This is a genomic window from Bacteroides bouchesdurhonensis (assembly GCF_900155865.1).
Taxonomy (GTDB): domain Bacteria; phylum Bacteroidota; class Bacteroidia; order Bacteroidales; family Bacteroidaceae; genus Bacteroides; species Bacteroides bouchesdurhonensis.
Map to the genome: position 1 here is coordinate 3,164,015 of NZ_LT707006.1, position 25,134 is coordinate 3,189,148.

Annotated in this window: 23 protein-coding genes; 7 read left to right on the forward strand and 16 right to left on the reverse strand. The window is 40.3% G+C overall.

Annotated elements, in window-relative coordinates:
- Window positions 1–122: 122 nt before the first annotated feature.
- The 7 genes from CZ225_RS13320 to CZ225_RS13345 all read left to right on the forward strand — a co-directional run bounded on the left by CZ225_RS13320 (window position 123) and on the right by CZ225_RS13345 (window position 6,245).
- Window positions 123–866 carry an ABC transporter ATP-binding protein gene (locus CZ225_RS13320; protein ID WP_077154443.1) on the forward strand — a complete coding sequence of 248 codons (744 nt, stop codon included), beginning with the start codon at window positions 123–125 and terminating at the stop codon, window positions 864–866.
- A 12-nt stretch (window positions 867–878) separates the two neighbouring features.
- The gene (locus CZ225_RS13325; protein ID WP_077154444.1) at window positions 879–2,099 is read left to right on the forward strand and encodes an ABC transporter permease; all 1,221 of its coding nucleotides are present in this window, start codon (window positions 879–881) and stop codon (window positions 2,097–2,099) included.
- 18 nt (window positions 2,100–2,117) lie between these two features.
- Window positions 2,118–3,179, forward strand: coding sequence for a sensor histidine kinase (locus CZ225_RS13330; protein WP_077154445.1), 1,062 nt, complete (start codon window positions 2,118–2,120; stop codon window positions 3,177–3,179).
- A gap of 13 nt (window positions 3,180–3,192) precedes the next feature.
- Window positions 3,193–3,891 (forward strand): LytR/AlgR family response regulator transcription factor, encoded by a 699-nt coding sequence (locus CZ225_RS13335; protein ID WP_077154446.1) that lies wholly within the window; start codon window positions 3,193–3,195, stop codon window positions 3,889–3,891.
- Window positions 3,892–4,262: 371 nt separating this feature from the next.
- Complete coding sequence (locus tag CZ225_RS13340; protein WP_004318751.1) at window positions 4,263–5,486, forward strand: tyrosine-type recombinase/integrase; 1,224 nt, start codon at window positions 4,263–4,265, stop codon at window positions 5,484–5,486.
- Window positions 5,487–5,583: 97 nt separating this feature from the next.
- The gene (locus tag CZ225_RS23900) at window positions 5,584–5,754 is read left to right on the forward strand and encodes a hypothetical protein (protein WP_022199780.1); all 171 of its coding nucleotides are present in this window, start codon (window positions 5,584–5,586) and stop codon (window positions 5,752–5,754) included.
- A gap of 41 nt (window positions 5,755–5,795) precedes the next feature.
- Entirely contained in the window at window positions 5,796–6,245 is a 450-nt protein-coding gene (locus CZ225_RS13345) for a DUF5053 domain-containing protein (RefSeq protein ID WP_022199781.1), read from the forward strand.
- A gap of 343 nt (window positions 6,246–6,588) precedes the next feature.
- On the opposite strand, the gene CZ225_RS13350 is transcribed toward CZ225_RS13345, so the two are convergent.
- The 16 genes from CZ225_RS13350 to CZ225_RS13425 form a co-directional block, all read right to left on the reverse strand.
- Window positions 6,589–6,954 (reverse strand): hypothetical protein, encoded by a 366-nt coding sequence (locus CZ225_RS13350; protein ID WP_004300323.1) that lies wholly within the window; start codon window positions 6,952–6,954, stop codon window positions 6,589–6,591.
- A gap of 364 nt (window positions 6,955–7,318) precedes the next feature.
- Entirely contained in the window at window positions 7,319–8,107 is a 789-nt protein-coding gene (locus CZ225_RS13355; protein WP_077154447.1) for a hypothetical protein, read from the reverse strand.
- Entirely contained in the window at window positions 8,091–8,396 is a 306-nt protein-coding gene (locus tag CZ225_RS13360) for a hypothetical protein (RefSeq protein WP_129585807.1), read from the reverse strand. The genes CZ225_RS13355 and CZ225_RS13360 overlap by 17 nt, the downstream gene beginning before the upstream one ends.
- A gap of 26 nt (window positions 8,397–8,422) precedes the next feature.
- A complete protein-coding gene (locus tag CZ225_RS13365) occupies window positions 8,423–8,932 on the reverse strand; it encodes a histidine kinase (protein ID WP_077154449.1) in 510 nt (169 codons plus the stop codon).
- Entirely contained in the window at window positions 8,929–9,510 is a 582-nt protein-coding gene (locus CZ225_RS13370; RefSeq protein ID WP_004300315.1) for an N-acetylmuramoyl-L-alanine amidase, read from the reverse strand. The genes CZ225_RS13365 and CZ225_RS13370 overlap by 4 nt, the downstream gene beginning before the upstream one ends.
- Window positions 9,507–10,010, reverse strand: coding sequence for a hypothetical protein (locus CZ225_RS13375; RefSeq protein WP_224440796.1), 504 nt, complete (start codon window positions 10,008–10,010; stop codon window positions 9,507–9,509). Before CZ225_RS13375 ends, CZ225_RS13370 begins: the two co-directional genes overlap by 4 nt.
- An 8-nt stretch (window positions 10,011–10,018) precedes the next feature.
- The gene (locus CZ225_RS13380) at window positions 10,019–10,306 is read right to left on the reverse strand and encodes a hypothetical protein (protein WP_004300312.1); all 288 of its coding nucleotides are present in this window, start codon (window positions 10,304–10,306) and stop codon (window positions 10,019–10,021) included.
- A gap of 203 nt (window positions 10,307–10,509) precedes the next feature.
- Window positions 10,510–10,788, reverse strand: coding sequence for a hypothetical protein (locus tag CZ225_RS13385; RefSeq protein ID WP_004300310.1), 279 nt, complete (start codon window positions 10,786–10,788; stop codon window positions 10,510–10,512).
- The gene (locus CZ225_RS13390; protein ID WP_004300308.1) at window positions 10,751–12,172 is read right to left on the reverse strand and encodes an RNA-directed DNA polymerase; all 1,422 of its coding nucleotides are present in this window, start codon (window positions 12,170–12,172) and stop codon (window positions 10,751–10,753) included. The genes CZ225_RS13385 and CZ225_RS13390 overlap by 38 nt, the downstream gene beginning before the upstream one ends.
- A 14-nt stretch (window positions 12,173–12,186) precedes the next feature.
- Window positions 12,187–12,594, reverse strand: a complete 408-nt coding sequence (locus tag CZ225_RS13395) for a four helix bundle protein (protein ID WP_004300306.1) — start codon at window positions 12,592–12,594, stop codon at window positions 12,187–12,189.
- A gap of 146 nt (window positions 12,595–12,740) precedes the next feature.
- Window positions 12,741–13,550 carry an Lcl C-terminal domain-containing protein gene (locus CZ225_RS13400; RefSeq protein ID WP_077154450.1) on the reverse strand — a complete coding sequence of 270 codons (810 nt, stop codon included), beginning with the start codon at window positions 13,548–13,550 and terminating at the stop codon, window positions 12,741–12,743.
- A gap of 25 nt (window positions 13,551–13,575) precedes the next feature.
- Entirely contained in the window at window positions 13,576–14,364 is a 789-nt protein-coding gene (locus CZ225_RS13405; protein WP_077154451.1) for an Lcl C-terminal domain-containing protein, read from the reverse strand.
- A gap of 2 nt (window positions 14,365–14,366) precedes the next feature.
- Window positions 14,367–20,540 (reverse strand): leucine-rich repeat domain-containing protein, encoded by a 6,174-nt coding sequence (locus CZ225_RS13410; RefSeq protein ID WP_077154452.1) that lies wholly within the window; start codon window positions 20,538–20,540, stop codon window positions 14,367–14,369.
- 11 nt (window positions 20,541–20,551) lie between these two features.
- On the reverse strand, window positions 20,552–21,865 hold the full coding sequence (locus tag CZ225_RS13415) for a hypothetical protein (protein WP_077154453.1): 1,314 nt from the start codon (window positions 21,863–21,865) through the stop codon (window positions 20,552–20,554).
- A 4-nt stretch (window positions 21,866–21,869) separates the two neighbouring features.
- Window positions 21,870–23,861 (reverse strand): hypothetical protein, encoded by a 1,992-nt coding sequence (locus tag CZ225_RS13420; RefSeq protein ID WP_004318773.1) that lies wholly within the window; start codon window positions 23,859–23,861, stop codon window positions 21,870–21,872.
- 160 nt (window positions 23,862–24,021) lie between these two features.
- The gene (locus tag CZ225_RS13425) at window positions 24,022–25,128 is read right to left on the reverse strand and encodes a hypothetical protein (RefSeq protein WP_077154454.1); all 1,107 of its coding nucleotides are present in this window, start codon (window positions 25,126–25,128) and stop codon (window positions 24,022–24,024) included.
- Between the last annotated feature and the right edge of the window lie 6 nt (window positions 25,129–25,134).

Here is a 25,134-nt window from a genome sequence, read left to right on the forward strand (position 1 = left end):
ATTAAAAATTAAAGAACTGGAGATCGGATTCGACTATATACAGAGTATTTAGAGACTAATTATTAATCAAAAAAAGTACCCCCTATTCCTTTTCCTTTAGAAAGGGTTGGGGCGAGGCTAATATGAAAAAAGTAATCGAACTTCAAAATATCAAACGAGACTTTCAGGTAGGAGAAGAAACTGTCCATGCGTTACGAGGCGTTTCGTTCACTATTTGTGAAGGTGAATTTGTCACTATCATGGGGACTTCCGGTTCTGGTAAATCTACATTGCTCAATACATTGGGTTGCCTAGATACTCCTAGTAACGGAGAATATTTGCTCGATGGAATCTCTGTCCGTACAATGAGTAAGCCTCAACGTGCTGTGCTGAGAAACCGTAAAATCGGTTTTGTATTCCAAAGTTATAACCTGTTGCCTAAAACAACAGCTGTAGAAAATGTAGAGTTGCCACTCATGTATAACTCTTCAATCAGTGCAACAGAACGTCGGCAGCGTGCAATCGAAGCTTTACAGGCTGTAGGGCTGGGTGATCGATTGGAACATAAATCCAATCAAATGTCCGGTGGGCAGATGCAACGTGTAGCCATTGCACGTGCTTTGGTAAACAATCCTGCAGTTATCCTTGCCGATGAAGCCACAGGTAACCTCGATACACGTACCTCATTTGAGATACTTGTATTGTTCCAAAAACTTCATGCGGAAGGACGTACTATCATATTCGTAACGCACAATCCCGAAATTGCGCAATATAGTAGCCGGAATATTCGTTTACGTGATGGTCATATCACAGAAGATACTATTAATTCGCATATTCTATCTGCTACTGAGGCTTTAGCTGCATTGCCGAAAAATGAGGAAGATTAAATGATTTAAATTATGAATGGAACCAATTTATTTAAGATAGCTCTCCGGGCCTTAGCTAATAATAAGCTTCGTGCTTTTCTTACTATGCTAGGTATCATTATTGGCGTCGCTTCGGTTATCACGATGCTTGCCATCGGGCAAGGATCCAAAAGAAGTATCCAGAAGCAAATTTCTGAAATGGGCTCGAACATGATTATGATTCATCCGGGAGCCGACCGACGCGGAGGTGTTCGTCAAGACCCATCAGCGATGCAAACATTGAAACTTACTGATTACGAAGCTTTGCGTGATGAAACGAATTACCTGGCTGCCATCAGTCCGAATGTCTCTTCATCGGGACAACTCATTGCCGGTAATAACAATTACCCTTCTTCTGTTAGTGGTGTCGGATTAGAATATCTCGAGATCCGTCAATTAAGCGTTGAGAATGGGGACATGTTTACGGAAGCCGATATACAAGGCTCTGCCAAAGTATGTGTTATTGGTAAAACAATTGTGGATAATCTTTTCCCGGGTGGTAATGATCCTATCGGAAAAATTATCCGTTTTAACAAAATACCATTCCGAGTTGTAGGAGTACTCAAAGCTAAAGGATACAACTCTATGGGACAAGATCAGGATAATATTGTGCTGGCTCCTTATACCACAGTAATGAAACGTCTGTTAGCAGTTACTTATTTGCAAGGTATCTATGCCTCTGCTCTCACAGAAGATATGACGGATTATGCTACTAACGAAATTAGTGAGATTCTTCGCCGTAACCATAAACTTAAAGCTTCGGATGAAGATGACTTCACAATCCGTACACAACAAGAATTAAGTACAATGCTAAATTCTACAACAGATTTAATGACGACTTTACTTGCTTGTATTGCCGGAATTTCCCTTGTGGTTGGTGGTATCGGAATTATGAATATCATGTATGTTTCTGTGACTGAACGTACTCGTGAAATTGGTTTACGTATGTCTGTCGGTGCACGTGGAGTTGATATTCTCAGTCAATTCCTTATCGAAGCTATTATGATCAGTATCACTGGTGGTATTATTGGAGTGGTAATTGGTTGTGGGGCAAGCTGGGTTGTTAAGAGTGTGGCACATTGGCCTATCTTTATACAACCATGGAGTGTCTTCCTTTCTTTCGCTGTTTGTACTGTTACGGGAGTCTTCTTCGGATGGTATCCTGCAAAAAAAGCTGCAGATTTAGATCCAATTGAAGCAATCAGATACGAATAAAAAACTATCTTTGTCTTTATGAAACAAACCTTTACATCCGCACGTCGTCCCCTGGAAATACTGATACATATTATCAGCTGGGGGATTATGTTCGGATTTCCATTCTTTTTCGTTGAGCGGGGAAATGGAAATATAAATTGGATGGCCTATATACGGCATGCTGCTGTCCCACTCTCTTTTATGATTGTGTTTTATATTAACTATTTCCTTTTGGTTCCAAAATATCTTTTCCAAAACCAGACTAAGAGATATATTACATATAATATTCTCCTGCTCTGTGCCATTGGAGTATTATTGCATTTCTGGCAAAGTTTAACATTCGATCCATCATTAGCTCCCAAACCTAAACGACCGAATATGCCTCCGGGTTGGTTATTTTTCGTTAGAGACATGTTGAGTCTGGTTTTTACAATTGGCCTGAGTGCTGCGATTCGTATGAGTGCACGCTGGAGTAAAGCTGAAGCCGCTCGTAAGGAAGCGGAACGTAGTCGCGCAGAAGCGGAACTGAAAAATCTACGTAATCAATTAAATCCTCACTTCTTGTTGAATACCTTGAACAACATATATGCTTTAATCGCATTTAATACAGATAAGGCACAACAAGCTGTACAGGAGTTAAGTAAATTGCTTCGATATGTTTTATACGATAATCAGCAGACTTATGTTCCACTATGTAAGGAGGTGGATTTCATACGCAACTATATCGAACTGATGCGTATCCGGTTGTCATCTAATGTACAAATGACAACTCAATTCAATATTCAGCCGGACAGTCAGACACCTATTGCCCCACTCATTTTCATATCTCTGATCGAAAATGCGTTCAAACATGGTATATCTCCTACCGAACCTAGCTTTATCAATATCTGCCTTGCTGAAAACGATAAAGAAGTAATATGTAATATCCGGAATAGTAATCATCCTAAAAACATGATGGATAAAAGTGGTTCCGGCGTGGGCTTAGAACAGGTAAGCCGACGTCTGGAGATACTTTATCCCGGAGCTTACACTTGGTCAAAAGAGATCTCTGAAGACGGTAAGGTATATGAATCAAAATTAAGGTTAAGTATTAAGTATTAAATATCAAAGTATTATGGTGTTACGTTGTGCTATCGTTGATGATGAGCCTTTAGCGCTCGGCCTACTGGAAAGTTATGTAAACAAGACTCCATTTCTACAACTTATTGGGCAGTATTCTAGTGCAGTGCAAGCTATGAAAGAGTTGCCGGATCAAGAAGTAGATCTTCTTTTTCTGGATATCCAAATGCCGGAACTAAATGGATTGGAATTCTCTAAAATGGTTGATGCACGCACCCGTATTGTATTTACAACTGCTTTTGGACAATATGCCATTGATGGTTACCGTGTTAATGCACTCGACTATTTACTAAAACCTATTTCGTATGTTGATTTCTTACAAGCAGCCAACAAAGCACTCCAATGGTTTGAATTGACACAGAAACCGGAAGAAAAAGATAGTATCTTTGTAAAAAGCGATTATAAACTTGTACAAATAGATTTAAAGAAAATACTATATATCGAAGGCTTAAAAGATTACATTAAAATATATACGGAAGATGTCCCCAAACCAATATTGTCATTAATGAGTATGAAAGCAATGGAAGAGCTTTTACCTTCTAGTCGCTTCATACGCGTTCACCGTTCATATATTGTCCAAAAGGATAAAATCAGGATAATTGATCGTGGACGGATTGTTTTCGATAAGACCTATATCCCCATCAGTGATAGCTATAAACAAGCCTTTCAAGTTTTTCTTGATGAAAGAAGCTAAAGCTAATGTTTGCATATTTATCGGCAAAAATAGAATTTTGTCGATTATGCTTTGGTAGACCGGGTTTTATCTATATCTTTGCATTGAACAGAAAGGGATTGTGAAATTCCAAGAATAGAATAGTTTAGTTAAGTCTAGTTTAGTTTTTGTGTTGATCGGAAGCCTGCAAGCGAGCATGAGCTTCCGATTTTTATTTTATTGATATACAGAATATTAAAAGCACAATCGAACTATTTTTCCTATCAATTAGTAGTCTATAATAGAGAGCAAAAACGTCACTTTTGACGCTATAAAATGGTCGGATTATGGTCGGAAAATTCCCGGATTAGAATCTGATTATAAGTAAATTACAATAGGATGTTAAAAAAATAATGGTCGAAAACGCCATTTTTACCCTAAAAACACAAATTATGGCTACATTAACATTGGTAATAGTTCCCGCAAAAAGGTTATCAGACGGGACACACAAAATAAGAATTCGAGTCGCACACAACTCTGAAACGAGATTCATCACCACGGATATAGTGGTAAGGGAAAACGAGTTTAAGAACGGTAAAATAGTACACCGTCCAGACAAGGATTTTCTCAATACGAAATTACAACAGCTATACAACCTTTATTTCAAGCGATACATGGAACTGGACTACCCTGATTCACTCACGTGCACGCAATTAGTCAAAATGATAACTAACCCGTTAAACGGAGAAAAGCACCGTAAGTTCGAGGATATCGTGGATGAATATCTGTCCCAAATAGATGAAGAAGAACGTACCAAGACATACAAACTCTATCGGCTGGCCACAAACAAGTTTATGCAATTCATCGGGAACGGTTCTCTCATGGAACATATTACCCCTATCAGAATGAACCAGTACATATCATGGCTCAAAAAGACAAAACTGTCAAGCACCACAATCAACATCTACATAACCCTGCTAAAGGTTATTATCAACTATGCCATAAAGATGAGATACGTCACCTACGATATCGACCCTTTCATCACAGCCAGAATTCCATCAGCCCAAAAGAGGGAAACGCAAATCACCGTCGAAGAACTCAAGACAATCAGGGACGCCAATTTAGAGCATTACAATCTCAACGTCACACGGGACATTTTCATGCTTACTTATTATCTTGCCGGCATGAACCTAGTAGACATACTAGCATACGATTTCCGGACAGATGAAATAAACTACATCCGAAAAAAGACCAAAAACACCAAAGAGGGGGACTCCCTGATTTCCTTTTCCATTCCCGAAGAAGCAAAGCCCATTATAAAAAAGTATATGAAAAAGAATACAGGGAAAATCATATTCGGGAAATACAAGAACTATACCTCCTGCTATAACCTGCTGGCCAGGAAAATCAGTCAATTAGGTAAGGTGGCAGGAATCAGGCATAAATTCACCCTATATTCAGCCCGCAAATCTTTCGTCCAACATGGATATGACCTGGGAATTCCTCTTAGTACACTGGAATACTGTATCGGGCAATCAATGAAAGAAGATAGGCCAATCTTCAACTATGTCACAATAATGAGAAAACACGCTGATAAAGCAATCAGGGAAATACTTGACAACTTGAAAAATGAATAATCACATATAAAATAAATCACTAAGAATTTGCATAATAACCAAATGCTTATTATCTTTGTAGTGTCAAATAAGAGTTCTTAATTTTAATGTTTAACTGATGAAAGATGAAGAAAAAAAAGAATTAGAACAAGAGTATGAGAATTTAAAACTTCTCGCTTCATTTCACGAGGTCTATGGGGTTCCTGAAAATGCCAAAGAACGGGAAGCGCTTATAAATGACATACTCGATCGGATGAACGAAATCCAAGAGAAATTAAAGAAGTTGTAATTAACATCCCTCCCTTCGGGGAGGGACAAACATTAAAAGCTATGATAGATTGGAATGATTGCCTGCCAACAAAAGAAATGCAGGCTGACTTTGAAAGATTCAAAGAACTAAAAACCACAGAAGAACAAGAAGCTTTCAAAAAGGAAATGCAGGATAAATATAATAAACTACCGGAAGCCCAAAAGGAAGCCTACAAAAAAGCATCTGAAGCCGGGCTAAAAGCAACGGTAAATGCCTGCAATGATTATATAGAAAGAGTGGAAGAAGCCATATTACGTGATAAACTTGGAGAATTGCCCGAAGCAATCTCATTCAGTTATATTGCAAAGAAATATTTTGGTAAAAGTAGAAACTGGCTATATCAGCGTATTAACGGGAATATAGTCAACGGGAAAAAGGCTCGCTTTACTGACAATGAACTCAAAACGTTCCTGAACGCTTTGAACGATGTTAGCGAAATGATTCATCAGACATCATTAAAGATCAGTTAAGCTCTTATTTGACACCATCCCTGCATTTGAGCCGATGCAGGGATTTTTATTGCTTTATCAAAAAATAGTAGTATCTTTGCAACATCAAGATAATACGGACATAATTCGGATTATTTTGGTTTGACTTTGGTGAGGGGGTGGTTCCCCTCACTTTTTTTATGCCCCTACCGAACTTTTCATTTATATGTTAGTACTATCTTATGTAAGCCTTCTTGAGAGTGTGTTGATTGTGTGTGTTGTTGATCGGAAGGATTACAAAACAAAGAGGTAGCTTATTCGGCTACCTCTATTTTATTATTTTCTAATTTCAAACGGAATTCTTGAAGTTTAGATTAAAAGAAACTTATTTTCTTTCAAATCGGCTCAAAAGTTTTATTTTAGAAAAATAATCATTCCAATACTCATTTGATGATTGAGGATTAGTTCTGTCATTGTATAAATAAATACGATTAATTTTCCCATCAGTATCTCTCTCTACAAACTTTTCATCTCCTGCAATTTCAAAAAGCTTCTTTTCTGTTACTTTCTCATACTCTGTATGGATGGGAATATTCCCAAAAGCATTATCAGAATTTATATCTACCGGAGAATCCTCTCTTTCATTCCATCCAAGAGGTAAATACTCCCGGTTGAAAGCAGACCATCTACCTTTAGAATCTCGGACAATGCCATAAGGAAGATTAATTCTAAAAAAATCAGTTAGTGCCATGATGCATTTTTTTTTATTAATAATTATGTAAACTGTAATACAAAGATAACATATTGTTAGTCATTAGCACTTCGTTAGTACACCAAATTCATGATATTAATAAAAAAAGCCCTGACTACACTTAGTCAAGGCTCATCCTTTTTGGAGTAAATAACGTATTATCTCTCAAACCCAAAATCTAGCAAATCTTCCACGTAGAGAGATGATACAACAGACATCCACGTCTGTACACAAATATAGGAATTATAAATGAGATGAGCAAAAGAAAAGCCCCGAATCAGGGAGACGGGGCAATAATTTGTTTGTGAATAAGTAAACTGCTAAGTTTATTAAAACATAAATAGTTCGTAGGTTTACTCAAGTTCTACTTTATGCGTTTTTCTGATACTGGTTGCGGATTTCTATAAACAACAGTATCAATCTTTGATGTATTCACTGTACTTGATTTTATCGTGGTAAACGTTACTCTATTACCCACCTTCCATGATTTATTTTCTTTATTATACTTCAACTTATCTCTATAAACTTCTAATAAGATAAATGCAGAATCTATTTTGGGGGCATAATAGGGACTAGGAAATACTATACTTTCATTCTCATTTTTCGCATTTAACTGTATTCCATACCATTTTAGAACTTGCTGATATTCACTTATTTGATTTTTTAATTTTATGTTTTCCCTTTCACTTTTATTATATTTCGCTTGACACTCTTCCAATACATTCTTCTTAACAGCATTTGGATCAAGAGAATAATTTCTCCCTCCGCTTGCATTTGAAGTAACAACATACTTATGATTAAAATACCGTTGACTTAAATCATGGTATATCTTGTAATATCTAACAGAATCATTTAGTGAGTTTATTTTTTTGTGCAATTGTAAAATTTCGTCACTTAGACTATTGGCATATTTTACCAATTCACTAATATTAACCTCTGATTTACCACTTCTTATAGTATCCACGACCTTTATTGATTCTTGCAATATTGAATCTTTTTTATTCAAATTCTCAATTAAAGAATCTCTATTTGCAAGCTCAATTTTAAGTGAATCTGAATAATCGAAAAGTACAATCAAGGAGGCAAAAAGGCTGATGATTAAGACAATGGACACTCCTCCAAATATTTTGCTATATTCAATTTTTAACTTCATATTGTTTATTGTATTTATTCATATTACTTTTCAATTCTTCAAACTCTTCTCTTGTCACAGATGTATTACTATTTCGGCATAAATCCAATTCCGATTTTAAATTCTCACGCTCTCTTTGTAAATGTCCAATCTCTTGAATATATTTTTCTGTACACTTTATTTCCATATAAAAACATCCAGCTTTATATCCAATACCAAAAACTGTGACTATAGCACCGATATATATCATTATTTCCTTAACAATATCTACATTGCTTTTGTTATTATTTGCTACATTTTTTTTTGCCATATCCATATAAATATTAGGCAAATATACTACTTTTTTCCTACCTTATATATCTTAAATCCAATAATAATTAGTCCAAATGCAGCTGCATATACATCCAGTTTGTGTAAATTCCACCACGATAGTTCAACTAACTTCTCTTTCTGATCTAGCATAGCATCGACCTTATTACTAATCGTATCAAGTCGGTTAGAAAAAAGCTGCATAGTTAGCAGCATGGTTTCATCTATTTTCATATTCTCCTGTTCTTTCTTTGAAGCCGTAGTCGTACTTTCTCTTATAGGATACTGCTTACCCAACGAATCAGGAGGGGATAAATCTACTGTCTTATTCTCAATTTTCAGATCGCTTAATTTCTTTGATGTAATCTTCGTTTGCTTATTCACATCTAGGCGTAGTGATTCAATAACATTTCGGAGATATTGAAACTCTCTGGAGTAATCAACCTGTTTATGCATCTCAATATTGCGAGAAGTCTTGCATGAAGAAAACCATATTCCCGACATCAGGAACATGGTTATATAAATCAAGGCTTTCATAATCCCAGGTATTTAACGATTCCTTCAATATGTATCTGAGCAACTGCATCTTTACCCTCCCGAGACAAAAGGTACTCAACGTCCTCTTTATTGTCCTGGAAGAAGTTCTCTGTTAATACAGCCGGACAATTAGTATCCCGACAGATGGCAAGATTCTGTTCCCAGTATTCCCGTCCGGGCATCTGCTTTCGGACGGGAACCGGAATACATTCTGCTACTTGTCCCAGGCAGTCTGCTAATTTTTTGCTGTTACTAGAAGCATTATTCGATACAAACACGCTCCAACCTTTTGCGCTCATCCAAGAACTACCATTGCCGGCTGCATTACAATGAATAGATACAAGGATAGCTTTTTTACCTGCTTCCTTGTAAATAGCATTAGCCCGTCGGCATCGCTCAGACAATGGAACATCTGTATCCTCTTTAACGATGCGCTCGGCATCAATTCCCAACTTGCGCAATCCTACTACTACCATATCGGCAATCTCTCTTGAATACGCCCACTCTCTCAATCTTCCGTCCGGTGAACGTTTACCAGGTGTATTTTCACCGTGACCATTATCAATCAATACTTTCATATCTTTTCCTCTTTATCTAATTCGTTCTCGATTCTATCAATAATTCCCTGTACATGTGTAGGCGTGGCCCGTTTAAATTCAAAGCGTATTACATGATAGATAATACGAAACCCTTTGTTTTTAGGATAAGCAATAATTAGATTCTTAAATGCGTTCTGAAGATACACATAAGAGAACACATACGTAATAGTCTTAATAACTAACAATGAGTTCTCACCGTCTCCTATCAAGGTCATAAAGGAGAAGACTACCTCAATGATTATAAGATAGAGGAGAAGTTCGACCAAGGCATTTTTAAACTTATCCCACTTAAAGTTTTTACAACGTATAATTGAAACACCATCAGCCCTCATTCCGCACCAAATATTAAATCCAAACATTACAACTAATGCTATAAGAAAACCTTTAGTCGGCGTTAAATAAGCAAGAAGAGAACTGAACATCGAAACGAAAATAATTCGTATCTGGTCTACATTAAATAACTCATATAACCATCTCATAATATTAATCATAAAGTTACTACCAATATTGAAAACACAGTAATCAGCCCAGGAAGCAAAACAGTAGCTAATGCGTCAAGCCAATCAAAGATGAACCCGCACTTTTTCTGAATGTACTCAACCACTATTGCGGCAATGGCGGTTGTCGTTAAAGAAACAATAGCAGATTTACAGAAATCAATGCCTAATAGAAGGAAACAGAAAACAAGCATTACAACAAAGACGAACATCCCGGCTTTGACGTGTGCCGGTCGGTTAGATTGCAAAAGCCAATCATACAATACTTTTATACCCATACTCATAGCGTTTAATTATTAATAAAATATTCTGTATGGAACAAATGTATTGAGTATAATAACGAGTTTTACAAAAATGGAAAATCTTGGAAATCAATTCTATGATAAATATCTATAAAACAAGACATTATAATTTTCACTTTTTCCATAAATAAAAAAGGGATGCTTGATAAGCACCCCTAAACAACCAACAGATTGAACTATTAATCCGTAAACATATACACGGAAAGATCAACCTTTTCTATTTCGTCTGAAATCGTATCTCCATACATTGTAAGACACACCCGATAACGGTCAATACTTCTTTGAATCTGTTGCAAGGTAGGTTTCTCGGGATATTCCGAACTGGCAAAAGTTACTAGTTCTTCACCATTCTCACTGGTACCAACCACCCGGAAGTGATGACGTACAATCCAAGTTCCGTCCGGCTGTTGCTCGATAGGCTTAGCAATCCCACGCGGTAAGATATTTTTTTGATCCATGTCTTTTGATATGTTTAATTAGTTGTTTTCTATGGTTATATTTATTCTTCAATACAAACTTTTCAAAATGTCCTTCGATATAAACATATTCCCACCATTCAGGAAGTAACATCGCTGCAATTCTACGGCGGATATTGTACGTTGCAAAGTGTTTCATCAGGCCATAATAAGAGTTCATCGTACTCACAAACTTCTCAACATACGCTTCTGCAAATCCATTTTCAGCTATTCTATTAAATTTCCTGACAGCGTTATATGTGTTACCAACCACCCTGTCAGATACATAAATTCTACCAGGCAAAATGAACGCCCCTACAAACAAGACTCCTTTTTTATAATGCTGAAGATACAGTTTGCGTGGATGCAACCGTAAAAGGAGTTGTTCTTTCAGGAAACCATCAAGAAGATGGACTTTGGACAATATTTCTTCCGGTGATTTCACTACGATACAAAAGTCATCAACAAAGCGTACATAATACATGAATCCCAGTATTTCCATCACGAAATAATCATATACAGACGCCAGAAAGTTGGCTATGAGTTGCGACGGCAGGTTCCCGATAGCCACTCCCCTGTCAGGGTCATTATGAAACAGACTTTTATTACTGGGAAGTTTGTCCCACATGGAGACGGGAGAGCGTCTGATACACTTATTTTGTGGACAATGAAAGATAGTAACGGCTAGAAGGTAAAGCAGACATTCAATATCATCGCCTTTATAATTGTCCCTTACGAATATGTTCAGCATTTCCCATACCAACGATTTCGAGATAGACATGAAGAAACTGAACAGGTCATCTTTGAAAATGTACGCATCAGCAGTATAATTCTCACTGACCTCGACTATCATGTTATTCAGATAGTGCACGGCAGACAAGCATCCCTCACCTTTCCGGCAGTTCTTCGAGACGTTCCCTTGTTCCCGAAAACGTTCCTCTAAAATCGGCTCGATACGAAGAGCGATCCAGTGATGGACAACACGATCAATGAAAGCGGCGGCAAAAACCTCCCGATATACCGGGTAAGTCCGTATGAATACTTTTGAAAAGTCCGGTACATATTCACCGTAAATAATAGAATACCATAGCCGCACCAATGCAGACTGATAATCATTATAAAACTCAACACAATCCGTACTCGTTCTTTTCTGCCTGGCACAATCTTCGGATGCTTCGAAAATACTGCTAAGAAGTATGTCATAGATTATATTACCTGTTGCGGCGAGGGGACGAACCCGGTTCGCGTTCTGGCGGTTGTTCGTGTTGACGTTGCCGTTGTTGAAGTTCACGTTCCAACTGCTGGAAGCCGTTGCATCCGCTATCTTAGTCTTTCCCGGCTCATCACCGGGGGGATGCCCAATAAATAATTCTAATTGCTCACTCATAATCCCCTTGGCGATTATGACTCCGGCTTTGCGACTTGTTGCGATCCGTTAGCTTTTTGCCGTTGGAGATCTGCAACCGTTTTTTTGTACCAGCCGGTACTTTGCTTACCGATACTCTCTGCAAGCAGACAGATTTCGGCTGTTTGAGTCAGGCTGGTCAAATGTCGTTCTTCACACACTCTTAGCAGTAATTTCAATGCATCAAACTCACACAAAAACTTCATCAGATAATCTGCACGGTGCTCAAGGTTCATATCTGTATTTGCATAACGGATATATTCGCAACAATGAACGGCAAGCATCATCAACTCCGTACCAAATTCATACCGGAACGCCTTGGGGAATTGTTGCCGGGCATCAATGATAAGGTTCAGAAGCTTATACATCGAATTTGATATAGGAAGGTCTTGTGTAAGTGCCATGTTAATTTTTTAATATTTTAATGTATGTATTAGAGGGCGCAAAGTTAATAACTGTAAAGCAATTAACACAATTTTAGCTCAAAAAAGTGAAACCAAAAAGCCCCTACCGGGGCTTTTATTTAGTTAACCCTCTAAGGGATAAAGAATTAAAGGGATAAAGTGTTTATTGCGGCGAGGGGACGAACCCGGCCCGCGCCCTGGCGGCCGTACGCGTTGACGATGCCGCTGCCGAAGCCCACGGTCCAACTGCTGGAAGCGTCATATTCGGTACTAGACCAATACCAGTCGTTTGTAAATATATTTTGATTACCAAACATAGAAGTTATGAGCTCATTGATTTCGGTTTTATACTTGGCCATAAGCATAAGTTCACCCAATGCGGGCAGGTTCCACACGGTTGTATCTTCAATTCCGTCAGATTCAAGCGTACAGGCTTTATAGGCTCTGGCAACTTCGGCGGCAGGGGCACCGACAGTTCCCTGGGTGTCCTTGACGCCTGCAAGGGTTTCTATTATAACATCGGTATTTTCTTTGCCGTCGAACGTATCATAGAGTCCTTGGTTACCACTGCCGTAGTTTTTCAGGCCGCGCAGGTCTGTGCCGTAGCCGCCCCATTTGAAGGTTTTCGTACCATCGGCGGCGACACAGTCGCTTTTGGCGATAATGAACTGGTGACACTCGGCACGTAGCCGGATGCCGATACGGATATACTTGGAGCGGTTATTCGCGCTCATGGAGTTCCATTCGGAAGCCGTGAAAAAGACTTGTTCACCGTCTTCGATTCGAAGCGTAGCCAAAGAAAGGTCAAGAAGTGTACCTGCCCATTGCATATACTTGGCGATGTCACTCGCCGGGGTATTTTCATTGACGGTTGTAAAACCGATTGATTGCAAAGCCGCAACTTGGTCTTGTTTATTCAGGCGCATAAGCATTGCGTTAGCGATATTTTTATCCATTTTATTATATAATTTTAGGTTAATACTATTCAGAAGCAACAGCTCTCACATGGAGAAGATTTGAATTTTTGTTTTGGTTCGTAATACGTCCGGTATTCAGTTCGAAAGTCCAGGCGGAATTATTATCCCAAATCGTACTTGACCAATAATACTTATCGGTCATCAGCATGGAATCACTGCTCCAAAAGGTACGCATCATCTCATTGATTTTATCACGGTAGCGGTACATCAGAAGCATTTGACCGGATGACGGAAGGAACCAGTTGGATTCATCCTCGATACCATCACTTTCCAAAGTGTAGGCACGGTAGGCGCGGGCGGCTTCGGCAGCTGGCGCACCGATCACACCACTATTATTTTGGTCTTTCAGAGTTGCGATAATAAGGTCGGTATCTTCCGCACCCGTGAAGCAGCCATACATGGCGCCCAGTCCTTTTTGATTCAGGCCGTCTATGGCTTTGCCCTGACCGCCCCAGTAGAAGGTGGTAGTCATGTCGGCATTATAGCACTCCTGAGCGGAAATTACGAAGGAGTGTCCGTGGGCACGGATACGAAGACCGCGTTTGATAAACAACTGTTTGTTGGTAACCGTGAGGGAATCCCATTCCTCACGGGTGAAATACCATTTGGAGTTATCCGAGATGCGGTTACAGGCAAGATTCAAATCAAGCAAGCCAGCGGCCCACTTGATACGTTGTCCAAATTCAGATGCGCGGGAATTCTCGGTGACATCCGAGAAGCCCACGGCGTTCAGTGCTGCCACTTGTGCCTGTTTATTCAAGCGAAGCAGCGTTGCGCTTTGTTCATTCGTCATAGTTACTTGTTAATTAAATCATTAATATCCATATTGTCTTCAGCAAACCGTTCGAGATATTCCTCGTAGGTTTCGCCGTTATAATATTCAAGGACTTCATTGATGTTGTCCAACGTTACGTTATCGTAGTACGGTTCTCCGCCATAAGACTCATTATTGAACCAGTTGATCAGGTCGATGTAGGCATCTATGACGGTAAGGATGACAAGGCCGTCAATACCGGATTCAAGGGATTCGATTTCATCCGTTTCACGGATAACTGTCAGTTCATACGTGCCGTTGACTACCGGTTTATCCTGTCTGTTGCCGTCCTCATCCATTCCGGCAACTCCATATTCGAGAATGGCAAGAAGCTCGGAGCCGTCAGCCTTCAGGGTCATGTTCGAGATACGGAGCATGGAAAGTTTACGGGATGCCGCTTGTGAAGCGAGGACGTCACGGAGCATCTGAATGGCGTCAAGTTGAGGCGACGTTTCAAGACGCAGGCGTTGGACGTTCGGCATGGATTCTATTTGCAGGCCGGACGGGGCGGAAAGACCGGTATAGGTCAGTTCAGGAAGACCGACAAAACGGAGGCTTGTCATTGTTGGTGGAAGAGAGATGTCATTAATCGGAGAAGTCTCTGCAAGAGTGATGTTCTCCAGTTTGCTACCGGACGCATTGATATGGGCGATACGTGGGCATTTGTCGGTAACGAGCGTAACGATTTGTGTGTTCCGGATATCGAGTGATACGAGGAAGGGCATTTCGCCGCAGTTCAGCGAGGTAAGCGGTGCGTAAGAACCGATGGATTGTTCTGTATGGGTGTCAGAGCCCAAGATAAGGGTTTCCACAAGTTGCATGGCGGAGAAGCTCACCGTACTTGACAGGGAGATTTCAGACAGGTCGAGCAGCTTCATGCGGTCAGCCTGATAGATATATAGCAAGGCGCCTTCCTCATGTGAGAAGTTGGTGAATACATATTCTTCGCCCGCTTCAAGGAAGCAGCTTTCGGAAAGGTTGCCGCTAGCGTCATTGCCGACACCGAAGTAACCGTTTTTAGCAGCGACAATCCGGATGGTGGCGTTTGATTTGGAAGATACGCGCCCGGAAATTACACCGCTGAAGAAATCACCGGTTTGGAAATAACCGTCCCGGATACGCCAGCGTCTTTCGATGAAGGACGGAAGGGCGGTAAGTCCAAGACCTTGGAGGGCGTAGAAATAGATAGCGTCAGAGGTGGCGGTATAGGAGATGTATTTCCGTTCACCATCGTAAGAACTAACCAGTTTCTGCCATTTCTTGAGCCGTTTGTCAATGAAGAAATGCGTAGCTCCTTCGGGTGAGAACGGGTGCAGGGTGACGCCATCAATGGTCGCCTGAACGTTACGCATGGCGGCGGCAACAGTACGTAGGGAGAGTTCCGTACCGGATGAGTCAATCCACACTGTTTGTTGGAGATAGATGTTATTAAACAGAACGGAGCCGTAGCCAGCATAAGGGTTAGTGAATGTTTCATCGCTCGTCCGGTTGGGATCCACCTCGGCGTCAACCGTGCAACCACCGTCGTTATCCTTGCTGTTGAGCGTATCGCAGTCATAGATTTTATTCAGGTACATGCGCATGGCATCCTCGGAGCTGTACACACCGTCCGTTACGGAAGCATACTCTTCCAAGAACCACATCGGCTGCATATTCTTGGCACGCTGATCCGTGGCGGCAAGGTAGTCGGTGAAAATATCATAACTCAAGACACTTTCCGGACAGGCGTATTTATACATGTTTTCCTTCCATGTTTTTTGCCAGTTCCCACCTTTGGAATAATCACAGGAATCACAGAAGCGTAACCACCGGTAGAGGCTATACGGCACTTTCTTACCAAGAGCATAGTCAATAGCGAGCTGATCGTCATCAATAAGTGATTCAAAATAGTAGGTCCATGCAGGGAAGGTATCGGCAGAGATTGTCCCACCGTCCACTAGTTTCTGAACCCATGATGATTTATCCGTTTTCATGGCCATCATATCCTGAACGGAGCCAACGCCTTGGAACCAGTCCATTCCCTGATAGTTCAGAAGTTCGAAGCCTTCGACGGGGTTAAGGACATCACCGGTGACATTCCATTTGCCGTTTTCGTACTTCATGGAACCGGATTGCTTTTTCCAGGAACCGTCCTGATACCTCATTATCCGGTATGAACTACCACAATACAGGGAAAGCAGGTACACGCTATCCGTATCGAGTCCGTCAGTCTGTTTGAAGCGCGTTTCGATGGCATCAAGGGTTTCGCCGGACGTACCGAAGAACTCGATGAAATCACCATAATTCAGACAGCCTTTATTATAACCGGGGGTATCCTTGAAACCGAGGGCGAATTGTTCCCCCTTATCTTCCTTCCAGTTACCTTTGGCATGGAAATAGACATTTTGCAGACTGTCATCTTTACACCGGTAGGTGGCTACAGGGTGATTGGCAGTGGAGTGGTTCATCTGTAAGCCTTCGATGTGTAAGTCTCCGCTGTCAAATGTTCCGTCAAATGCACGTTGAACGGGCGTCATGTAGTTACCTGCCAAGGCACGATAAGTAACGTTCATCATTTCACAGGCGCCGCAATCGTTCGCATTGCCGGAATCGGAGTAATCGACTTTTACGGTGATGACATCGACCGGGATTGTATTATCACCGACCTGCACTTTGTTGATGGCGGCAAGAGCGATTGCCCGGCGCCCTTCTTCCGTTGTATCGTCCGGATTAAGCAGGATGATTCGGGTATCCTTGTTTTTGCCTTTGCTCTTGGCGAGGTAGTAGCGTTTATTCTTTACCGGGCGTTTGGCAGAGGTGGTTCCCTGGTTGCGGGTTTGGACACTCACGGCCTTGAAGTTACGCCACGGGCGTTCGGGGTCAAAGTAATAGAGCGTGATGTATATCTTCGTACTGGTGGAAGTGGTGCCGTCCAGTGCTTCTATATCGGAGCCTTCATAGGGGCATTCGACAATGTAAGGCATACCGCGTGAATAGATTTCGGCAGCCGACGGGCGGCTTTGGGTACTACCCTCGGCTGTCTGGCTTTTAAGGATGTCCTCAAAGGCGTATTCCTTCACCATTACCTCTGTATCGGTCAGACGGACAAGGTAGTTCTTGAACGCCTGTGCCCATTCCATATAGGAGTTCCAGGCCATCATGTAATAAAGATACAAATCACCCAGTTTGCCGTCCATCGTTATATACTTGGTTTGAATCAGGGAGCCGCCGCCCGGAACATAACCAAGACAGGCGACTTCCTCACCGTTGAGGAAGAGTTTCATCATGGAATATCGTGTGCCGTCACGTTCGACGTAGTTGCTTGCAGGTCCAACAACTACGGCTACGGTTATCTTTTCACCCTGCCGGTAGGCGCGTTCTTCACGACGGGCGACACCATTGTTACAGAAGATGCCGACCACCCGGCCGGTGACATAGAAGCCGGCACCGGACGTTTCATCATAGCAGCTAAGGAGCAGGGCATCATCATCGGTCACGTTCTTGGAAGCGAAAGCGAACTGGATGGCGGCACCGTTGGATTCGATGGACGAGCCGGCAAACGGGGCATGGTTTAATGACACGCCCACATTCTCGGCTACGCGAAGGCAGTTCTCACCCAAGAATGTGCCAAAACCGTTGGTAGTCCAGTTGGCACCGTCCACTTTCATTTCATAATTACCGCTGACAATGCTATGGTCAGTTTCCTGATTGGTACGGGATGAGAAGTCAAAGTTATAGATGGCGCCTTCTTTTATGGCGGCGTCAATGGCGGAACCGCTAACTGTCACCCGGACAGGTTCGCTAGTCACGTCCTTGCATACGGCAGTATAGTTGACCGTATCGGTGCCGTCAGCCTTGTAGCCCTGCAGTTGTTGTTTGACCTGATAGGTTTTGTTACGACTGGCAGCAATTTGTGTTACCTGCACGTTATTGGCTTTCACGCTGACGGGTGAAGTCATTTCCAACGGGTCATAACAGGCAACATCAAGTTCTACGGTTTCGTACAGTCGGACTACTCCACCGTTTTTATCATCGTATCTCAAGGCGACAAGAGGTGTGGAACTATTCGGGTCAATTACCATGACAGCCGTGTAGATGACATTTCCTTTCACTCCGGATGCGACATCCGTTCCTTGGATGCGCAAGGGATAGGTACCGTGTTCTAGGCCGAGGGAAGCAGGGCGGATTACAACGGAGTGCGAGTAGTTGTCATTTACAACGGTGGTAGACAGGGATTGCCATTCACCATTAATCTTGATGTCAACCTGGGCACTGATACCTTTATCAGAGGTGTTGTTTCCGAACTTATAGAGTGGAAGGCTGAAACTTTCAGTTGTCGGAGTAAGCAGAGTTTCAGGGGTATAGTTGAGCACCTGCACACAGGTACAGGTAATATCAACAGCTGTTACATTGACATTCTTGGAACCGGTGTTGCCGCTTTCGTCAGTGGCTATCAGCTTGAATTTCCGAGTACCGGCAGCCGTAAAGTATGTGGTGAAGTCCAGTTCAAAGGAGAAGTCCTTCATGTCACCGGAAGATGCTTTGTTGACGGTTTCAGTCCAGACGGTAAGCCCGCTTTCACGGTCTACGAGTTCCAGTTTCTCAATCAGGTTGTCAGAGGATTCGACACCGTTCGAGGTCACGGAACGAATGGCGGCAAAGGTTCGTAGCGTGGAGCCGTAAGAGCCATAGACAGGTGTCGACTGGAAAGCAATGGCAACAATGGTACCACCAGTTTGACCGCCGCCACCCGTGCCGATAGCGAACTGCACTTCATCGCCAAGGGTTTCACCGGCAGCGTTCTTCATCTGAAGTTTTACAATGCCTTCTGTTTCCACGTTTACGTCGAGGTTGGCCGGAACATAGGCATAGGCGCCACCAGTTGAAAAGGCGTCCTTTCCCCCTTCCGCCGGTTCATCGGAAGTTTCAAAAACGGAACTGCCACCACCATTCCCGAAGGGTTTCCAAAGAGAAGGGGTCGCAAAATCGGACACAGCACCCTGGAACTGCCGGGTTTCCATTTCATACTCGCCTGTTTTGTAAGTAATGATGAGACCCGTTCGCTCATATTTGACGCCAGATTCCTGTTGATAGGAGACAATGGCGGCAATAGCGGTTTCAAGGGTATAGTAGCCGTCTTTCAATGGGCGGATCTCATCAACAATGACGATGGGGTGTGTTACATCGTCAGCGGGCGTGCCGCTCTTCATATCCTCAAGGGCTTGCTTATCCTCGGCGGACAAAAGGCCGGCTTGTTCAAGGGTAGCAGAAGGCAAACGGAAGCTGTCATCCGTTTCTTTACCGGTTGTTTTGGACACTTTTTTGAAAGATACATTGAGATAGGAAGCGTCAGACAGGACGGAGAATGAATCAGGTTTGATTATGTCGGAAGGGATATTTGTCATTGCATCCTCTAAAGCCTTTCCACGGTCGCCGGGGAAGGCTTCATCTTCACTTTCCCCAAGAGACAACGGTTCAGGCAGACATTCAGAAGGAACTTTACTTTCTTCGTTCAAAGGAGCGATACCGTTCGCTTTTCCTATCCTTTCCTCAAAGTCATTTATTACAGAGGTCCATTTGCCCCATGTAACACTCTCATTGGAAACAATACCTATTCGTGAGATTGTACAAACTGTACCTAAATATACACCTTCGGCATTGTCTGACATGGTAGCCAGTTGTATACACGAAGTGAATGATTGACAAACCTTATTAAGCTCCAACCGTTCAATTTGTATATTTACAGGAATCTTAGACGAATCAACAGACAAAATACACCGATAATTCCCAATAGAAGAATCCCCGGAATACATTGTTTTTAATTTATCTTTAAAGCTACCAATAGTAGTAAAAGAGCCAATACTTTTAAATGGGTCAGTCAAAGGATTGGATTTATCAGACACTCCTGTTATACGTTTCAATAACTCGGCGTCTCCATCCGATAAATCTTTTGCAATCTTATTGACATTCTCCACTAATGCATCAAAATCACCATTCACCATTTTAGCAATGGTACTTGAAAGTAAATCAATAGATATTTTCCGACCGCCACTAACTTCAACGTACATATCTTTGGATAGCTCTGTTGTATCAGTCAGTTGCTCTATTGTAAGACTGTTTGTCTTCAACGCTTGTAACACAAGGCTAATAATCTGTTGTTTTTCTGTTTCTGTCATAATTCTCTTTTTTAATCATTTTCATATACCCATACAAGCTCAATGGTCATACCAAGATTATCTATGTCGCAATCATAGACATTATCAAGATAAAGTTGGAACTCCTTCAGAGCACCAATATCTCCACCGTTAATACCTTTCAAGACACATACACCATCCCTACTGATTACACTCCCTTCAATGAGGTTAGTATACGAATCTCCTTTATATAGTACAGCACGCAAATTTATCGAACCGTTGTCCAAATCGTTCTTTAGTCTATCCAGTCCATTAACTGTAAGTTTACCGTAACCTCTTCTACCAATATACTTGTTATCTATGTCAGTCGTCTTGATTGCAATCAAATCCCAATATGAATTTTTATCAACACCTGGGTGATGAATACTGTTGACAGTAACCATAGTATCACTATTAATAGAAACTCCAGTATTAGGAATAGCCTTAGTCATATTGATATATGCTCCGACCTCTGCAACCCCACTTTCTGAACCATACTTGATACTACGCATTCCTTCATCATCTGCTATCCTATAAGCACCGCTTTGTACACACCTCATAGCAAGCTGGTTATTCCATTCCAAAACTGGATTCATCGTTCTTACCTTCTGTAACATTTGATTGAACACAAAACTCTTCAATCCCTCTATTTGCTGGTTAAGTTCCGGAACATTACTTTCCTTTCTGGTATATCGAACACCATCAAAGTAGACGTAATTACAGCATAAGACACGATTCAATAATTCAGCAAACCACACAGGGCATCCCATCCCATTTCCAAGCGTGAATAATACTGTTGTATATTCGTGGCTGAATAGCTCAACAATATCCTCATCAGAGGTCACGAACTGCTCATTATCCACACCGAACGTCCATCCGTTATCTTTGAAACCACCAGGAACGCGAAAATCAAAAAAGTATTGCATCCCATCTATCCACCAGACAGCATCAAGATGCTGCTTATTATCTTTCATTGAATACTGAATAAGGCTGGTTTCTGATAACTCACATTCATCGTCCGTAACTTTAAAAATCTCACTCGTATTCCCATTAACTGTTACAGTATAGTATCCACATGGAAGCAATGAAATGTTATAGAAATAAAGAATCTTATCATCATTCATCTTCCATGAGCTTAATGATACAGGTGTAGATATATTACTTAAAAGATTATTAATGTAAACTATAGGCTCCTGCTCTTTGGCTGTCAAAATCAATTCAACAAAAATCCTGTCTGTACGTGCGAATAATTGCACATATTTACTCTTCGCTCCAAATTTATCGGTAGACGGAGAAAAAAACAGTGGGGTAAACGGGCTTATAATCATATTTCTAGGCTTTTGTTATTGAACGGACAAATAAATCATACTTCACTCCCTCGTTTCTCTCAACTGTACTACTCACCTCTTTGATGTAGCCCTCGTAAACTAGATCATCTTTTAAGATTTTAATCGTTTCATCATCTGTTGGTGGAATATCTTCATTATAAGTTGTGAATGAAACATCTCCACAAGTTATAATACCACTTTCAACGTTAAAATCATCTTTCATTCCTATACCATTGACAACAACATCACTATTACCGTCAGAAGAAGAATAAGATAGTTTTTTAGTGAACATACCAATATAGCCGGCATTTGCTTGCAATATGCCTCCTTGCCAATACATGGTATTAAACATCGTTTCAGGATCAAGTACACCACTTATTTCCCAACCGCTCCTTATAAGCCTATACTCTTTATATGTTTGTACTCCGCCATTATCATGTAATGTAGTACTGGCACAAACAAAAAACACATCATTGTCACTTTCACTATCCGTTGTATCTTGGCCTCTCTTTTGCGATAAGAATTCAATTCCATAAACATCAGCACGGTAAGGGCTAATCAACTCTAATACATTATCAGTTATATCAATGCCAGTAGTATATTCAGTAGTAAATCGGAATTCGTCACGACCATTCATACTTTCATAGTCCTGTTTATCATATCCTACCCTAACCAAAGAATATATTCTTGATGAATCAACCTTATACTCAAAACTAGAAAAGCTGCTATTTAAATCCTTTACATTGTTATCACTAAACAATTTGTCCCGGTGTTTAAAAAAAACAGTGACACCATTGATCACAGGCACAAAGCCAAAAACTGTTTCCATCCAGTTTTTAAACTTCGTATAAGAAGTATATAGCTTAGCTTGAGGGATTCCACGAATACTTTCAGCAGCTAATATCACGCAATTATCTAACCTTTCATCAACACCTGAAGCTATTTCACCATAGATACCTTCATTTCCACCATTCATGCTTTTAAGCAATCGGTTTAACACATCAATAGGTCTTATTGCATCCACATAGATAGGGTTAGCTCGAGAAGTAAAGCGTGTCTCAAATTTGAAATTACGAAAATAAATATTGCCAGTAGAAGCATTAACTCTGTTAAATGTTACCTTCAAATCAAAAAATAAAGCCTGCCCTTTAGTCAGATGAATCTTGATGGATTCATTCAGATTACTTGGGGTAACATCCCCCTTATTATACCCCCATCTTTTCAACTCGACTAAACGACCATCTTCGTAACGCCCACCTAGAACAATTTCAGCTTTAGTTGTATACGCATCACTATAACTGATATAGTATTCAAAACTAAAATTCAATACTATATCAATGTCGGACAAGGCTTTAACAAATACATTTGGATCATCTTTCGATTCCTGTGGTGCATCATAAAACTCAAGAGGTGAATCCCGTGACGGAAGTTCACCACCAGAAATATATAAGGGAAGCGAATATGTTATAGCTTCTACATATATTCCTTTGTCAATTACAATATATTGCAAAGAAGCATCATTTTCTACAGTATTACCACCTAATGTATGCGGTTGACTATAATTCATACTTACAGAATCATAATAAAGCTGATATACATCTTTTATCTCATCTACCGAATATTCGTACTGCGTTCCTTTGTTAGCCTTTATGATATTAGCGACACTATCATCTATCGAATTAATAGAAACAGTATTTCCATCATAAGTTAATGAACCGAAATCCAATCGACAACTAAAGAATTCTTCATAAGTATGAGAATTAGTTATAGTATAAACGGTGATACTAGCATTAGAAGCCAGGTATTTGCTCAAATACTCCTCCAATATGAGATCATAGGCTTCTCCCACAAACTGGAATTTTGAAGTAAAGGTTCTAGTTATTCCTTCAAGTCTGGAGCGTTTACGGGAAAACTTTATTTCATCCCAATTCTGAATACAAGATTTGGGAATTTCATAGATAATACGATCAACGGTAAGCACATATTTACAAAGCATTTTAACTCTTTTTGAATGTTCACGAGCAAATATATAGAAAAAGCCAACCGGTTTCCCAGTTGGCTAAATTCTTGAAAATCATACTTTGCCAAAACGCCACATAATTCACTGGCTATCAGTGAATAAAATATTATTTTAGAAAAAAGCGTTTTATTTATAGCTATTTTATATCATGATCATCCAAAGTGTTTAAACTTCTCAAACGTTTACTTCCAAATTTGTTAGATAATACACCATCAAAATATAATTCAGGTGTCCATTTAGTTAATGCCCCAACAACTTGATCAATAATGCCAGCTGCAATTCCCACATAAGGATTCCATAAGCCAAGTCCAGTAACAGCCCCAAATCTTAACCATTTGGTTATTAATTGTTCCCCTTTCTTAGCTATTAATATATTTTGAAGTTCTCTCCAATCATAATCATTCCCAGCGATCCATTCTCTGAATTTCACTCCATGAACATTCTCCCTGACCTCTAATATATCTTGAAGTGTTATTGCCCCTTTATAATATAAAATAGAAAGATCTGGAAGAGCTTTACTTTTTAAAACCTGATCAATATTTCCCATCAATGACTGATCTAATTCACGACCACTTTTCAACGTTAACCAATATTTAGCATTCCCTTCCATTCCTATTTCATTCATTCTAAACTCACGTGACCAAACCAATGTGCGTTCAAGAATAAATAGCCTCATTATAGTAAAAGCATCATCATCACAAATATTAAACAAATCTTCAGTTTTAAGATTTAAATGTGCTTTTAACACAGGAATATTTATATCTTCTAAAGTATTATCTAGTGCTATACTATCTAAATAGCCTGATGCGTCCTCCTCTAATAATTCATGATACAATACATGATATAAATAACTATATTGAGAAATCCGGTATCTATTCGACAATCTAGAAATAATATTTAATCGCGCACTATCTGAAGGAATTTGAGTATTCCAAAAAGAAAAATTCTGATCCTCAAATGCCATAATTTTGGGAGAAGACCAACCATCTAATATTTTCAATATATCTTTGGATATTAACAGACTCGTAGCCTCAATCCCAAATACTTCAATAAATTCTTCTAACGAAGTAATACGTATATATATTTTATCATGTAGTAATAATGAGTTTATTATATTCTTAATGAAATACAATCTTTCAGGTAAAATAAATTCAGGAAATGTATTACCATCCCATCTATCCAAATATACTCCACCTGATAATTTTTTAACTCTATATGAAAAACTATCTAACAATATTGCCATATCATG

Bases quoted from the DNA above. Each gene is read 5' to 3' on its own strand.
- CZ225_RS13370 (WP_004300315.1), bottom strand. From the start codon at position 9,510: ATGAAAGTATTGATTGATAATGGTCACGGTGAAAATACACCTGGTAAA.
- CZ225_RS13405 (WP_077154451.1), bottom strand. From the start codon at position 14,364: ATGACGAATGAACAAAGCGCAACGCTGCTTCGCTTGAATAAACAGGCA.
- CZ225_RS13375 (WP_224440796.1), bottom strand. From the start codon at position 10,010: ATGAGATGGTTATATGAGTTATTTAATGTAGACCAGATACGAATTATT.
- CZ225_RS13335 (WP_077154446.1), top strand. From the start codon at position 3,193: ATGGTGTTACGTTGTGCTATCGTTGATGATGAGCCTTTAGCGCTCGGC.
- CZ225_RS13320 (WP_077154443.1), top strand. From the start codon at position 123: ATGAAAAAAGTAATCGAACTTCAAAATATCAAACGAGACTTTCAGGTA.
- CZ225_RS13420 (WP_004318773.1), bottom strand. From the start codon at position 23,861: ATGCTTTGTAAATATGTGCTTACCGTTGATCGTATTATCTATGAAATT.
- CZ225_RS13345 (WP_022199781.1), top strand. From the start codon at position 5,796: ATGATAGATTGGAATGATTGCCTGCCAACAAAAGAAATGCAGGCTGAC.
- CZ225_RS13330 (WP_077154445.1), top strand. From the start codon at position 2,118: ATGAAACAAACCTTTACATCCGCACGTCGTCCCCTGGAAATACTGATA.
- CZ225_RS13360 (WP_129585807.1), bottom strand. From the start codon at position 8,396: ATGGCAAAAAAAAATGTAGCAAATAATAACAAAAGCAATGTAGATATT.
- CZ225_RS13400 (WP_077154450.1), bottom strand. From the start codon at position 13,550: ATGGATAAAAATATCGCTAACGCAATGCTTATGCGCCTGAATAAACAA.
- CZ225_RS13410 (WP_077154452.1), bottom strand. From the start codon at position 20,540: ATGACAGAAACAGAAAAACAACAGATTATTAGCCTTGTGTTACAAGCG.
- CZ225_RS13395 (WP_004300306.1), bottom strand. From the start codon at position 12,594: ATGGCACTTACACAAGACCTTCCTATATCAAATTCGATGTATAAGCTT.
- CZ225_RS13365 (WP_077154449.1), bottom strand. From the start codon at position 8,932: ATGAAAGCCTTGATTTATATAACCATGTTCCTGATGTCGGGAATATGG.
- CZ225_RS13390 (WP_004300308.1), bottom strand. From the start codon at position 12,172: ATGAGTGAGCAATTAGAATTATTTATTGGGCATCCCCCCGGTGATGAG.
- CZ225_RS13350 (WP_004300323.1), bottom strand. From the start codon at position 6,954: ATGGCACTAACTGATTTTTTTAGAATTAATCTTCCTTATGGCATTGTC.
- CZ225_RS13340 (WP_004318751.1), top strand. From the start codon at position 4,263: ATGGTCGAAAACGCCATTTTTACCCTAAAAACACAAATTATGGCTACA.
- CZ225_RS13425 (WP_077154454.1), bottom strand. From the start codon at position 25,128: ATGGCAATATTGTTAGATAGTTTTTCATATAGAGTTAAAAAATTATCA.
- CZ225_RS13385 (WP_004300310.1), bottom strand. From the start codon at position 10,788: ATGGATCAAAAAAATATCTTACCGCGTGGGATTGCTAAGCCTATCGAG.
- CZ225_RS23900 (WP_022199780.1), top strand. From the start codon at position 5,584: ATGAAAGATGAAGAAAAAAAAGAATTAGAACAAGAGTATGAGAATTTA.
- CZ225_RS13380 (WP_004300312.1), bottom strand. From the start codon at position 10,306: ATGGGTATAAAAGTATTGTATGATTGGCTTTTGCAATCTAACCGACCG.
- CZ225_RS13325 (WP_077154444.1), top strand. From the start codon at position 879: ATGAATGGAACCAATTTATTTAAGATAGCTCTCCGGGCCTTAGCTAAT.
- CZ225_RS13415 (WP_077154453.1), bottom strand. From the start codon at position 21,865: ATGATTATAAGCCCGTTTACCCCACTGTTTTTTTCTCCGTCTACCGAT.
- CZ225_RS13355 (WP_077154447.1), bottom strand. From the start codon at position 8,107: ATGAAGTTAAAAATTGAATATAGCAAAATATTTGGAGGAGTGTCCATT.